Raw genomic sequence first — 13589 nt, 5'->3', positions numbered from 1 at the left:
TTTGCGAGAAACGGCCTCTGGTCAGCCCTGCAAACGCATCTGCAGGGCGTTGACTGGGCCACGCTGGCGATGATGCCGGAAATAGGTATTCATGGGCAGCCCTCCTTTCTTTCTCGGTTCCAGAAGGGAAATACCATTGCCCGCGGTTGGAAACAAGGGATCATGATGGCAGTGAACACGCTCAGATGGTATGAAAGGCCTTCTTCATCCGGGATCGCGAGGCGCGCCGCAGGGCATCGTCCTCTGTTTACCACTATAGTTGCACAACACCCTGTGAGCGTTATAAGCAGCCGTCGATAGACTGAGGAAATTCCTGATCGAGGGCGAATTCATGGCAGGCGGTGACGACGAATATGTTTATGACGAGGCGACAGGCGAATGGCGCCCTGCCTCCGAAATGGCGGCAGCCGCACAGGCTGCGTCCGAGGTTCGCGATGCCTCCGGAAATGTGCTGAAGGACGGCGATTCCGTCACGCTCATCAAGGACCTGAAGGTCAAGGGCGCCAACCAGACACTGAAGCAGGGCACCGTCATCCGCTCGATCCGTCTGACGGACAATCCGGAAGAGATCGACTGCCGTCACGATACGATCAAGGGTCTCGTACTTCGCACGGAATTTGTCCGTAAGCGCTGATCAAGGAATGTTGCGCAAAGCGTGCAGCGATTTTGCGCGCCATGTCTTGGTCTTAGCGCTTTAGGCTGCCGAGGATGCCGCGCACCAGCGCGCGGCCGACTTGGGTCGCCACCGTGCGGGCTACGCTCTTCATCGCCGCTTCCATGACCGTTTCGCGCTGATAGCCGGCGCGGCCGCGAGACTGGCCGCGGGCGGGCTGGTCGTCGTCGCTGCCGCCAAAGCCGGGGAGCGTCCAGCCGGATGTGGTGCTGCCCTCCTGCGGCGCCGGCGCCTCTTCCTGCGCCCGCTTGGCGGCTTCGGAATCAGCCGCCTTCCTGGCGCGTGCGGCGAGCATTTCGAAAGCGGATTCACGGTCGACATCCTCGTCATAGACGCCGAGCACGGGGCTATGGTCCATCACTTGCCGGCGCTCGGCGTCGCTCACCGGTCCCACGCGTGCGGACGGCGGACGGACCAGTGTGCGCTCGACGATCGAGGGCGCGCCCTTGGCTTCGAGCGTCGAGACCAGCGCCTCGCCGGTGCCGAGAGTGGTGATGACTGTGGCGCAATCGAAGGCCGGGTTGGGGCGGAAGGTGTCGGCCGCCGTCTTCACCGCCTTCTGCTCGCGCGGCGAATAGGCGCGCAGCGCATGCTGGAGACGGTTGCCGAGCTGGGCGAGCACCGTTTCCGGTACGTCGAGCGGGTTCTGCGTGACGAAATAAACGCCAACGCCCTTGGACCGGATAAGGCGCACGACCTGCTCGACGCGCTCGACCAGCACCTTTGGCGCATCATTGAAAAGCAGATGCGCTTCGTCGAAGAAGAAGACCAGCTTCGGCTTATCGGGATCTCCCACTTCCGGCAGTTCCTCGAAGAGTTCGGAAAGCAGCCAGAGCAGGAAGGTGGCGTAAAGGCGCGGGTTCATCATCAGCTTGTCGGCGGCAAGCACGGAGATCTGCCCGTAGCCATTGTTCGACGTGCGCATGATGTCGGTGATCTTAAGGGCGGGTTCGCCGAAGAAATGTTCCGCGCCCTGCTGTTCCAGCACCAGCAGCGCACGCTGGATGGAACCGACGGAGGCCTTGGAAATCAGCCCGAACTGGCTGGAAAGCTCTGACGCATTCTCGCCCATATAGTTGAGCAGCGCCGTGAAGTCCTTGAGGTCGAGCAGCGGCAGGCCGGCCTTGTCGGCGATCTTGAAGGCGATATTGATAACGCCTTCCTGCGGCTCGGAGGCGTCCATCAGTCGTGCCAGCAGCAGCGGGCCCATCTCGGCGACGGTCGTGCGCACCCGATGGCCCTTCTCGCCGAAGAGGTCCCAGAAGATGACTGGAAACTGGTCGAATTCGTAGTCGGTAAAGCCGATCTGCTCGGCGCGCTTGGTGAGGAAATCCTTGGGCTCGCCCTTGGCGGCGATGCCCGAGAGGTCGCCCTTGATGTCGGCGGCGAAGACCGGAACGCCTGCTCTCGCAAAACCCTCGGCGAGAACCTGAAGCGTCACCGTTTTGCCGGTGCCGGTGGCACCGGTCACGAGCCCGTGGCGGTTGCCGAATTTGAGGTCGAGATATTCGCCCTTGTTGATGCTGTCGTCGGGATTGCGGCTTGCGCCGATGAAAATCTTGCCGTCCTCGAGCATGTAGAATGTCTCCCTCGGTCGATGCCGCCGCTCAATTCCAGAATATGCGGGATGCTCTTTCCGCACGGTCATGCAAATATCGTTTCTCTGTTATAAGCAGGCGACGGGAGACGGACAACTGTCTGTGTCGAAAGGAAAAGCGGGAGCGGACACTCTCCAACGGAGCCGCTTGAGTTGCCGCCTCGCTTCGATTACGTTGACGTTAACGTCAGACAGGAGGCAGACGATGAATGAGATTGTAACTGAAATCGCCAATCGTGTGGGCATTGCGCCCGATCTGGCCGAAAAGGCGCTCGGCATGATGCTCGGTTTCCTGCAGCGCGAAGCGGCCGATGGCCCGGTTGCCGAGATGATCGAGAAAATCCCCGGCGCCACCGAACTCGTCGCCCAGTTCAACGGCGAAGGGTCCGGCGGTGGCGGCGGCCTGCTCGGCGGCCTGATGAGCGCGCTCGGTGGCGGCGGCATCATGGGCCTCGGCCAGCAGCTGATGAGCGAAGGTCTCGGCATGAGCGAAATCACCTCGCTCGCCAAGGAAACCATTGCGATTGCCAAGGAACATGCGGGCGAGGAAGTGGTCGATCAGGTCGTCGCTTCCGTTCCCGGCCTCAGCCAGTTCGTCTGAGACGACCCATCATTTCCTGAAGCCCCCGGCAATCTGAACTGACCCCCGAAAGTTGGACATCAACCTTCGGGGGTCAGTTCACATCGGCCGGGGGCTTTGTTTTTAAAGCCTTTCCCTCGTTTCTCTGTGTGTTTTCATGGCCGGTACATCCCCGATCAAAGCTTTGCTGCCCAAGTCGGCCGGCCATCAATTCGTGCTCTATGGCGATTCCTGCTCGGGCGTCGCCGGTGCCCTGCACGAGCGTACTTTTGCATCCGTGAATGCTGTCCTGCACAGGCTTAGGCCCCAGCCGCAGTTCATTCTCTTTCCGGGCGATGAGATCATCGGCCTGACGGCAGATGAAGCCTCGCTGCGCGCCCAGTGGCGGCATTGGTTCGATGTCGAGATGGCCTGGCTCGACCGGGTGAACATTCCGATGTGGCACACGACCGGCAATCACACGACCTATGACGAGATGAGCGAGGCCGTCTTCCGCGACACGCTCGGCCTTCCGGCAAACGGGCCCGCGGGGCAGGAGGGGCTCGCGTATTGGGTTCGCCGCGGTGATCTGCTCATGGTCTTCGTCCATACACTCTGGAGCGGTCTTGGCGGCGAAGGTCATGTCGAAACGGAGTGGCTGGAGGCGACGCTGAGGGACCATGCCGATGCTCGCTATAAGCTGGTGCTCGGTCATCATCCGGTCTTTCCGGTCAATGGCTACGCCGGCGCCTACCAGCGCGAGATCGGCCATGAATATGCCGGGCGCTTCTGGGATACTCTCGTGAAGGCTGATGTTTTCGCCTATTGCTGCAGCCATATCCTGGCTTTCGATGTACAGGTTCGTCGCGGTGTGCTGCAAATATGTACAGCGGGAGCGGGAACCGCACACAGAATGCCCGAAGGTGTCGAATATCTCCATTGCATCCAGGCAGCCCTCGATGAGGAGGGCCTTCGCTATCAGGTTCTCGATACCGAAGGCATTGCGCGGGAAAGCCTGCAATGGCCGCCTGTCCTTGCGCGCGGGGATAGATGGCTTAGCCTCCCCCATGGCGTGAGCGACGCTCTCTGGACTGGGCCGATGGGTGCCGACCGGATCATCGAACTGCGCCTGAGCGGCCGCATGGCATCGGACGCCCAGACCCCTTCGCAGACGATCTTCTCGGCTTTCGGCGATGAAGGCTTGGCGCCCCTATGGCTTGGCCTGCGCGGCAGGCAGCAGCAATTGACGCTCATCCTCGGTCGCGATCCCGGTCGCAGCCCTTACTACTTCTTCGGTCCCGCCCTGCCGCCGGGCGAGGATTTCGATCTTCACATCCTCCTGCATGGCGGCATGGGGCCGGGCGGCGTACTCTGGCGACGCGACGGCAGCAAGGCCTGGTCCTCTTTCGAGGCGATCGCCTCGACAGGGCTTGAACGCCTCGTCTGGCCGTGTTGCTGGAGTGTCGGCCATGGTCAGAAAGGTAAGTGCGACCGGCGATTCACGGGCGAGAGCCTGAGGCTGAGTATTGCAGGTTGAGAGGCGCGGGGGGTTTTTATCTCGATGAATACGAATGATCGATCCTCGTGGGTGATGAGAGCCGTGCGCCTTATTCGCGAACGGATCGGTTGTTTTTTGAATCAAAGCAAAACATCCGGCGGCGTCAATCGCCGGATGGAAATCCGCGCAGACTCTTCCTAGATAAGTGCATGCCGGATTTTTTCACCGACGGCCGGATCGGCTGGAACGAGGGATACCCAGATCTCGTTTCATATCGGCCAGATAAGAAGGAATATGGTCATGCGTACGGTCATTGCAGCAGCCTCGATCATTCTCCTCGGTTTCGCCGCCCCGGTCTTCTCCCAAACCCTCGGCGATATGGACTATTCCGGCCGTTTCGGCGGCATGCCGCCTGGCACCGTTCCGGATGCTGACGCCAGCGGCGGCGGCATCTCCATTCCGCTCGACCCGGTCGAAAGCGAGAACATCACCGTCGTCGTTCCGTCCGATCGGACGGTTTGCCCGAAGCATGGCACGCGGGCATATCGCGTGGCCGAGCGCGATGGCACGTTGGCAGCCGCCTGCCGCTGACGGAATAAGGTCAGGTTAGAGAGAGCAGGAACGGCTATTTCCCGTTCCTGTGCAGGATCACGCCCAGTTCATGCCACTCGCGGCCGTCGCGCTGGATCAGTTCGTCGGCACAGGCAGGTCCCATGCTGCCCGGAGCATAGGGATCAGGAATGCGGTCATCTTTTGCCCACTCGTCCAGGAAGGGCTGCACCGCCGCCCAGCCGGCCTCGATGCCGTCGGCGCGCTGGAATAGCGTCTGGTCGCCGATGAAGAGGTCGTAGAGCAGGGATTCATAGCCAGTCGTCTTGCTGATATCGAATTTGTCGGCATAGCGGAAATCGAGCGAGACCGGTACGGTATCGACGGATTGTCCCGGCGACTTGATGGAAATCTCCATGCTCATGCCCTCATCGGGCTGCACCTGGATGACGAGCCTGTTCGGCGGCAGCCGTCGGTTGACCTCCGTCTCGCGGAACTGCGCGAAAGGAACGGGTTGGAAGGTAATGACGATTTCGGTATCGCGCGCCGTCATTGCCTTGCCGGTGCGCAGATAGAAGGGAACGCCCGCCCAGCGCCATGTATCGGCATAGAGCTTCAGCGCCACAAAAGTCTCGATCTTGCTGCTGGGTGAAACATCCTTCGTCTCGCGATAAGCAGGCAGGTCAGTACCGTTGAGCGGACCGGCGGTATAGGCCCCGCGCACGCCATTCGCTCTGGCTTCCTCCGGCGTATAGATGCGCAGCGCCTTCAGCACCTTGCTCTTCTCGTTGCGGATAGCCTCCGCGTCGAAGCTGTTCGGCGGCTCCATGGCGATCATCGCCAGAAGCTGGAAGAGGTGGTTGGGGATCATGTCACGCAGCGCGCCAGTCGCATCGTAGAACTTCCCGCGTGTGCCGACATCGACGATCTCCGAGGCGGTGATCTGCACGTGGTCGATATAGCGGCTGTTCCACAGCGACTCGATCATCATGTTGGCGAAACGCGCCGTCATCAGGTTCTGTACCGTTTCCTTGCCGAGGAAATGGTCGAGCCGGTAAACTTGGCTTTCGTCCACGCGGGCGAGGATGCGCGCGTTCAAGGCCCGGGCCGAGGCAAGGTCGGTGCCGAAGGGCTTTTCGATCGCCACACGGCGGAAGCAGCCGCCGCTTTCGTCCATCAGCCCGAGATCGGACAGCTTCTCGACGATGGGGCCGAAGAAGCTCGGCGGCACGGCGAGATAGAAGGCTGCATTGCAGGTCGTGCCGAGCCGCTTGCCGATTTCGAGGAAGATGTCGTCCTTGGTAAAATCGCCCTGCAGATAGGAGATGCGCGCTCGCAGGCTCTCCCAGGCTTCATCCTTCGCGCTCGCCTCCTCGCCTTCGAGATGGGCGAGAAAAGCATCCAGCCGCTGGCGCAGGAATTCGTCGTCGCCGGGCTCGATGCCGACGCCGAGGATGTTCAGGTCCTGGCCGACGAGACGGCCGCGGGTGAGATTGATAATGGCGGGAACCAGCAATCGCCGTGTCAGGTCGCCGGTGGCGCCGAAGATGACGAGAGTGACGGGCGGGGTGGGGTGAGCGTCCATGAGTGTCATCTCCAGCTTATTTTCCCGGCGAATATAAAGCGCTCCGGCTTCGCCGCAACCACCTTGCGGCTCAAGGGTAACAAGCGTTTGACATCCGGGAAAACCATGTAATCATATAAAGATATCATTATGTCATTAAATGGCAGCCATTGATCGATATTGTCAGCGCCGGCTTCTTCGTCATGGCCGCTCTCGCACTTCTCGGTTCGCCGGGGCCTGCGATCGCCGCCCTTCTCGCAATGGGCCGCCTGCACGGCATGGCGACCGGCCTGCGCTTTTATCACGGTTGGCAGATCGGTCTCGCGATTGCAGCCGCAGCGGCAGCAGCCGGCCTGCTGTCGTTGATCGAAGCAATCCCCGGGGCAATGCTGGTAATGGCGGTTGCCGCCTCCCTCTATCTCGTTTGGTTGTCCTGGAACATTGCCTCGGCGCCAGTCGGTGCCGATCTCTCCGTTGCCCGGCGCGAGACGTCGCCGACCCTTGCCGGCGGTGTCGTACTCGGCCTCACCAATCCCAAGGCCTATATCGCCTTCGCCTCTCTTTTCGCTGCCTACCGGCTCTCGCAGGACGGCGCGCTGGACATGCAGGCCAAGTGGACGCTCTGCGTCTTCATCATGATCGTCGTCGATATTTTCTGGCTGTGGCTGGGTGTCGTTTTGGGCAAGGTGAAGCTGGAGCCGTCGAGCGAGCGGGCACTCAACATCTGCTTTGGCCTCGTCATTCTCGCGGCTGCGATAGTGTCGCTGATCGACCTTGTCGGCGCGTGAAACAATACGGCCATTGCGAAAGGCTTACCGCAATGGCCGTTTTAAGAGGAGGACTTGTCCGGCGTGGTATCGGTGGCCGGTTTCGATACACCGGCATCGTTCGCAAGCTTGTCACCTGTGCCATTCACCGGCTTCGTTTCGGTCTTCACCGGCCAGGTGATGTAGTAATTCTGCGTGCCGACCTGTCCGAAGTAGACTTCGTTGCCGGTGCCCTTCTCGATGAAGCTGCCGTTTTCGCTTCGAACCAGGCGCCCGTGCGAATCGCGCTGGAGATGGTCGCGCAGGAAGTCGTTCCAGTCGTCGGTCTTGATATCAGTGCCCTTCTTCTGGTCGATATCGGCTTCGTTGGGGTCGGTCACGTCCCAGGCCTTGATCGAAACGCCCTGGGTCGGATCGGTGACCGTCAGTAGGCCCTTCTTGAAGGCGGCAAGCATGGCGGCTTCCTGACTGCCTTCGCCCTTGGCGTCTGCTGCAGCCGTCATGTTCTGGCGCAGCAGCGCCATAAAGGAGGCGGTGGTGATGTCGGTGCTGGCGGTGGTGTTGCCGGGGTCATCCGTCGATCCTGCCTTGCCGGCATTGATCCTGTCGAGCATGACCGACAGCGCCGAGCGCGTCTGTGAGGGAAGGCTGGAATAGTCGTGATCGGTCGAACTGCCGGATCTGCTCTCCGAGGAGCCGCCCTTGATCGTCTGCAACGCTATCTGCGCCGTTTGCAGCCGAATGTTGGAAACAGAAGAAACCATCTCAAAATCTCTTTGTCGGGCCCGCACGTGGTGGCGCAAAGGCGTTTAACGGATAGGGATTGGCATCGATGACGCCAGCAAAAGCACGTCTGGATTGAGAAACTACAGGGCGGCTCACTACACTTCAAACATTGCGTGTGGCTTGCCGATGGCGGCAAAGCTGCGACGGCAGTCATCACAGGGACCGCCGCCGGCATCCAGGGCAATAAACCGGGATTTTGTGATCAGGCCTTTACGGCCACTAGGAAGAGCCGCGGGAACTTGAGCAGAACCTTGCCGTCGGCGGTCTTCGGATAGACCCGCTCGATGCGGTCGAGATAATCGGCCAGAAACGCCTCGCGATGCTCTTCGCCGGCATGATCGAGATAGGGGCGCAGGCCCGTCCCCTTCACCCACTCGACGATCGCCGCGGCATTGTCCATCGGGTGATTGTAGATCGTGTGCCAGATGTCGATGCGCGAGGATTTGACGGTCAGCCGGCTGTAATAGGTGGATGGCGGCGCAAGTCCATTGCGCCGCACGCTCTTCTTCTCGAAGGCCGTCCTCCAAGGGCCGGCATGCGCCGTTTCCTCCATCATCAGATGGCTCGACTCGCCGAGATTGTCGGGCATCTGCACGGCAAGCACGCCGCCCGGCGCCAGCCCGTCCATAAGCCGGTCGAAAATGTCGAGATGGTTGGGCAACCACTGGAACACGGCATTGGCAAAGAGCAGGTCAGCCGGCTCGGAAGGCTGCCAGGTGGAAAGGTCAGCCTCCACGAACGCCGTGCCCGGCAGGCGCTTGCGGGCCGCCTCCAGCATGTTCAGGTCGCTGTCGAGTCCGGACACGTTTTGCGCGCCATATCGATCGATGATCAGCTCAGTCGAATTGCCCGGCCCGCAGCCGAGATCGATCGCGTGGCGGAGTTCCGTCAGCGGCACCTGCGCCAGCAGGTCGCGCGCCGGGCGGGTGCGTTCATCCTCGAATTTCACATATTGGCTGGCCGACCATGCCATCATTTTTTCTCCTGGAGTCGGGCCGCGTCCTCGACGCGGCGATGCGAACCTTGTCTATGTTGCCGCCGGTTCGAACGGGCTGTCCGGTAGGGCTTTTGCGTCGAAATGAAGATCACTTTTCGCAAAGCAGCCGCTCGCCAGAGTAGGGTTGGTAAGTACAGTCGGACGGTCGGAAGGAACGATAGCTGCGGGAGCAGGCGGTGATATTGCAGGACTGCGGTGCGCTTTGGCCGTCAATCATTGTTTCTGTCGACCTCGTCTCATTGGGCGCAGGCTCGCTCATCGCCTCCTGCATGAAGTCCCGCCAGATACGGGCCGGCAGGGCGCCGCCTGTGACGCCGTTCATCGGCGCGTCGTCGTCATTGCCCACCCAGACGCCGGCGACAAGCGGTTTTGTGAAGCCGACGAACCAGGCATCGCGGTTGTTCTGGCTGGTGCCCGTCTTGCCGGCCGCGAACGTCCCCGGGTCGGCTCCCCGTCCGGTGCCGCGCTCGACCACCAACTGCAAGAGCCCGAGAAGATCGGACTGATAGGGGGAAAGATCGATGCTCGGCCTAGCTTGTGAGCCAACTCGAAACGCTTTTGGCTGCCCGGCCGCCTGAAAGTCGACGATACCCCAGGGTCTGACAGGCGCCTTGCCGAGATGGACGGACGCATAAGCGCTGGTGAGGTCGAGCAGGTTTACTTCGGATGTGCCGAGCGCCAGAGACGGTGTATTGGCAAGCGGCGCATCGATGCCGAGCTCGCGTGCGGCGGCAATCACATTGTCGAGCCCCACCTGTTCGGCAAGCCTCACCGTAGCGGCATTGAGCGACCGGGCGAAAGCCTCGGCGAGTGTCACCCAGCCGTGGTAGCGGCCGCCGGAATTTTCCGGTGACCAACCGTCGACGTCGATCGGCGCGTCGAGAACCCAATCAGACAAGGTAAGCCCAGCCTTCAGAGCGGCGTAGTAGACGAACAGCTTGAAGGTGGAGCCCGGCTGCCGCATCGCCGTGACGGCGCGGTTGAACTGGCTTGCCTTGTAGTCGCGGCCGCCGACCAGCGCGACGACCGCGCCGTCCGGCGTCATTGCAACCAACGCTGCCTGCGAAACTCCTGCAGCCTTTCCTTCTCTGTCCAGGGCTCTTTTTACGACGCTTTCAGCGATCTGCTGCAGATGCGGCACGAGGGTGGTGCGCACTGTCGTCGATCCTGGCGCGGCGCCGGCGATCTCGCTCGCCTGCGGGGAAATCCAGTCGGCAAACCAGCTTCCGGAGCGCGGTGTCGGCGTCGTCGGATGCAGCTTGGCGAAACTCGCCTTGACTTCCTCCGCCTCCGGCCCGGTGATCTTGCCATTGGCCACCATCGCGTCAAGAACGACGGCGGTGCGTTGCCGGGAGCCCTCGAAATTATCGATCGGATTCCATAGGCTCGGTGCCCGCAGCAATCCCGCCAGCATCGCTGATTCCGGCAGATCGAGGGCGCCGATATCCTTGTTGAAGTAGATCCGCGCGGCGGCAGGCATTCCGGTCGCACCGGCGCCGAGATAAGCGCTGTTAAGATAGCGTGCCAGGATTTCCTGTTTGCCGAGTTTCCACTCCAGCCAGAGGGCGATGACGACCTCCTGTATCTTTCGTTTTATTGTCCGGTCACTGTCGAGATACTGCAGTTTGATAAGCTGCTGGGTGATCGTGCTGCCGCCCTCTACCACCGAACCAGCTTGGAAATTCCGCAGGAGCGCTCTCCCGATCCCTCTGACGTCGATGCCAAAGTGATGCATGAACCGCCGGTCCTCGATCGAGAGGACAGCGTCGATCAGATGCGGCGGAAACTGGCTGTATTGCGCATAGGCTCCTTGATACGGCCCCTGTCTCACCAACGGCGCACCGTCAGCGGTTTCCAGCACCACGACAGGCTTCAAGGTCCCATCCCGGATCTCGCCCCAGGGAACGTCCTTTAGCGCCCACACCAGGACACTTCCCGTCAGCAGGAGGCAGGCAAGAAAGGCCGATCCCAGAGCGATTTTCCACCGTCCCGCATGCGAGCCGCGTCGGCGATTTTTGAAGGGTATCGCACGGATACCGCGCCCTGCTTTAGCCAGAGCAGTCGCAAACCACTTGCCAAGATCGGGGATCGTCGTTGTGGTTTCCGGCCGGATTAATCCCTCGAATTTCGTATTCAAATACGAGGCGGCTGCGACTGTCTTGGCCTTGGCCCAGGTTGAACTCATCCGCAAATCATGAGCCAGGGCATGCAGTAAATTGTGCGCCGCCTGTCTGCTTTGGCCGAAGGATTTGAGGGACTGTTGCGGCTGGTCGGCCTGGGAGGATGAACTGGTTCCGTCCAAAGGGTCCGTGGCAGGCGCCTGCGCCCCAACATCGTCGCTCGGGAGCTCCGAATTTGTCGGCTGATTGCCGCCTGCGCTTGAGTCACCAGCACTTTGCGTCGAGGATTTGGGAGGACTTGGCATCGGTTACCGCTAAAAGGCTCTTCCCGAAAATAGCGCGCGCTTATAACGCGGCAATGCCAGATGATCCATCGCAAAACGGCCCGCAGCATGTTCGCCGAGGATCCCGCTTTATGTTGTCGGACCTAAGTCCTTGTTCGAGCGGGACCTAGGTCCAGTGTCCAAACATGGTGCAGACGACATATTAGGATTCAAGGCGTGGGGAGATTGCCTTCAACGGAGTGCGCATAAATCGGAATCGGAAGAAGACATGAAAAAGCTCATTATCGCAACGTTGGCTTTAGCGACGGCGTTAACAGCGTCGCCCGCATTCTCTCAGATCTACTTCGAGTATGGGACCGGCCCTCGCTATTACGATCGCCCAGAACCACGGTACTATCGATACCCGCCACGCTACGCCTACGATGACGACTATGACCGCCCGAGGTATCGCCATCGCGACCGGTGCTGGACGCAGAAATACTACAAATATAGGCATCATCACCGCGTGGTACGATACAGGACCGTCTGCGACTAGACTCTGTTGCCACAGGCTGCAATCACGGTGTGTGGAGTCCATTGCCTTTTAAGCGCTGCCCGATGTCACTATTGGGCGGGAAGGCGGGTCCAATCCTCCTGCGCGCTGAGACCTGCGGGAGCTACGGCGTCCGCAAAGCGTCGGCCCCTTCCGAACGCGGTGATGGTGGTTATCTGTGAGGGTATTCAGAGCGCCGGCGCTATCTCCCGTGAACGTTGGCCCGTGTATCTGCCGGCGCAGGAGGATCGGCCGCGCAGGCCGACCGATTCAGGCGACCAGGATCGCCGCGCTAACACTTGCACATTTCCGATCTCGACGAATGTCGGCGGGGTCAGCGAAGGTTTTCTTTTATCGGCTTGTAGCAGGCATCGGTATCGCCGATCTCGGTTTTGCTGATGGGCTTCCATGTATTCCGATCGAAGTCGAAGAACTCGATGAAACACTTGTTGACCTCGTAGCTCAGCCACTGGACGGCAACGAGTCGGCTGTCCCGGCTATAATCCAGGTCCAGATACATGTTGTCTTCGCCACCACGGGGGAAAGACGCCGGACGACCTGTCTGGTTGTCGGCCACTATGGCGAAAGAACACCCGGCACCGCAACCAATCTGGATAAGCGTATAGTGTCCAGCAAAATTCGGTCCTTGGCGCATTCCCTCGCGGATGCGCGTTCTGAAGCTGTTGAAGTCACGGTCACGCCTTTTGAAATCCGGCAACACCGTCTTTCCGGTAAACCGGCCTTGAACCGGAAAGTCGGCTGCGTTTGGCCGCTCGACCTTGATTGCGGGAGACGCTGCGGCCGGCACGCGCTGTGGTGCGATGTCCGCGCATGCAGTTCCGAACCAGGATGCGGACGTTAAGACCCCTAAAACGACTGTACGCAGAAACACGATTAAATCCCCAGACGCCGCAAAATACATGCTAACGGATCAACCGCTGCGCGCAATACTGAAAGTGGTGCTTAGGCAGTCGAATAGCGAATGTGTTAACGCGGGGAGGCCTCGAGGACGATCTTTTCGCCAGTAGCTCCGTGGCATCAGGAGAAACTGACGGCGCTTACGCCGCCAGTATGGTGATCCCGTGGGCGTTTGCAGCGGCCCGCATACGCGCCACGGTTTCTGCTGACGGGCTGCCTTGCGGCTGCTCGGTAACACCCTCGGTCTCGATGAATTCGGCCATGTCGCGATCGACGATGGCGGAAAAGACTGCGGGGACGGTTCCATTGTTGGAATAGCCGTGCACCATGAAAGGCGCGATAGCGACGATATCGCCTTCGCTCGCCTCGATCTCCTCCGGCCCTGTATCGGTCAGCCGCCAGATCGTCAGTGTACCCGCGATGATCCGGAAGACTTCCGGGCTTGCATGGGCGTGGCGCGGCGTCTTGCCGCCGGGCTCGACCGTCACGTCGAAGATGTTGAGCCAGTTGCCTGTGAGGCGAGCCCGTCGCTCGACCTTGTCGCCCAGCACGAAGAAGCTTTTTGCCTCCGTCCGGGCATCTGCTTTCACAAATGAGTTGGACATGATGTCTCTTTCTTGTTCTTGCGGGGCGGTCCGATAGACCTTTGCGGCCGTTTTGGCAACCGCCGCAAAATCGGGGAGGGGCGAGCAAAGCGCCGTTTGCGCGGTTTCCGTCCCTGAAACCGACCGCGATCATATCGGTA

At 60.6% G+C, this 13589-nt stretch carries 12 protein-coding genes; 5 read left to right on the top strand and 7 right to left on the bottom strand.

Annotated elements, in window-relative coordinates; all coding sequences use genetic code 11:
• Positions 1-331: 331 nt before the first annotated feature.
• Positions 332-634 carry an alkylphosphonate utilization protein gene (locus JNB85_RS15035; protein ID WP_183735631.1) on the top strand — a complete coding sequence of 101 codons (303 nt, stop codon included), beginning with the start codon at positions 332-334 and terminating at the stop codon, positions 632-634.
• 52 nt (positions 635-686) lie between these two features.
• On the opposite strand, the gene JNB85_RS15030 is transcribed toward JNB85_RS15035, so the two are convergent.
• A complete protein-coding gene (locus JNB85_RS15030; protein ID WP_220335124.1) occupies positions 687-2249 on the bottom strand; it encodes a helicase HerA-like C-terminal domain-containing protein in 1563 nt (520 codons plus the stop codon).
• Between the two features lie 226 nt (positions 2250-2475).
• On the opposite strand from JNB85_RS15030, the gene JNB85_RS15025 reads away from it, so the two are divergent.
• The 3 genes from JNB85_RS15025 (at position 2476) to JNB85_RS15015 (ending at position 4918) form a co-directional block, all read left to right on the top strand.
• Positions 2476-2871, top strand: coding sequence for a hypothetical protein (locus JNB85_RS15025; RefSeq protein WP_220335122.1), 396 nt, complete (start codon positions 2476-2478; stop codon positions 2869-2871).
• A gap of 136 nt (positions 2872-3007) precedes the next feature.
• The gene (locus JNB85_RS15020) at positions 3008-4366 is read left to right on the top strand and encodes a metallophosphoesterase family protein (protein ID WP_220335121.1); all 1359 of its coding nucleotides are present in this window, start codon (positions 3008-3010) and stop codon (positions 4364-4366) included.
• Between the two features lie 261 nt (positions 4367-4627).
• Entirely contained in the window at positions 4628-4918 is a 291-nt protein-coding gene (locus JNB85_RS15015) for a hypothetical protein (protein ID WP_183744910.1), read from the top strand.
• A 34-nt stretch (positions 4919-4952) separates the two neighbouring features.
• Here JNB85_RS15015 and zwf read toward each other — a convergent pair whose 3' ends face one another.
• Positions 4953-6461, bottom strand: a complete 1509-nt coding sequence (zwf, locus tag JNB85_RS15010) for a glucose-6-phosphate dehydrogenase (RefSeq protein WP_220335119.1) — start codon at positions 6459-6461, stop codon at positions 4953-4955.
• Between the two features lie 149 nt (positions 6462-6610).
• On the opposite strand from zwf, the gene JNB85_RS15005 reads away from it, so the two are divergent.
• Entirely contained in the window at positions 6611-7228 is a 618-nt protein-coding gene (locus JNB85_RS15005; protein ID WP_220335117.1) for a LysE family translocator, read from the top strand.
• 41 nt (positions 7229-7269) lie between these two features.
• Here JNB85_RS15005 and JNB85_RS15000 read toward each other — a convergent pair whose 3' ends face one another.
• The 5 genes from JNB85_RS15000 to JNB85_RS14980 all read right to left on the bottom strand — a co-directional run bounded on the left by JNB85_RS15000 (position 7270) and on the right by JNB85_RS14980 (position 13449).
• Positions 7270-7971, bottom strand: a complete 702-nt coding sequence (locus JNB85_RS15000) for a hypothetical protein (protein WP_220335115.1) — start codon at positions 7969-7971, stop codon at positions 7270-7272.
• A 224-nt stretch (positions 7972-8195) separates the two neighbouring features.
• Positions 8196-8966, bottom strand: a complete 771-nt coding sequence (gene tam, locus JNB85_RS14995) for a trans-aconitate 2-methyltransferase (protein WP_220335492.1) — start codon at positions 8964-8966, stop codon at positions 8196-8198.
• 112 nt (positions 8967-9078) lie between these two features.
• On the bottom strand, positions 9079-11415 hold the full coding sequence (locus tag JNB85_RS14990) for a PBP1A family penicillin-binding protein (RefSeq protein ID WP_220335113.1): 2337 nt from the start codon (positions 11413-11415) through the stop codon (positions 9079-9081).
• Between the two features lie 845 nt (positions 11416-12260).
• Positions 12261-12818: a hypothetical protein gene (locus tag JNB85_RS14985; protein ID WP_223216511.1), complete on the bottom strand. Its 558-nt coding sequence runs from the start codon at positions 12816-12818 to the stop codon at positions 12261-12263.
• Positions 12819-12984: 166 nt separating this feature from the next.
• Entirely contained in the window at positions 12985-13449 is a 465-nt protein-coding gene (locus JNB85_RS14980) for a cupin domain-containing protein (RefSeq protein WP_220335112.1), read from the bottom strand.
• Positions 13450-13589 lie beyond the last annotated feature (140 nt).

The sequence above is a fragment of the Rhizobium mesosinicum genome (assembly GCF_019511345.1).
GTDB lineage: Bacteria > Pseudomonadota > Alphaproteobacteria > Rhizobiales > Rhizobiaceae > Rhizobium > Rhizobium mesosinicum.
This window is presented reverse-complemented; position numbering and strand designations above follow the sequence as displayed.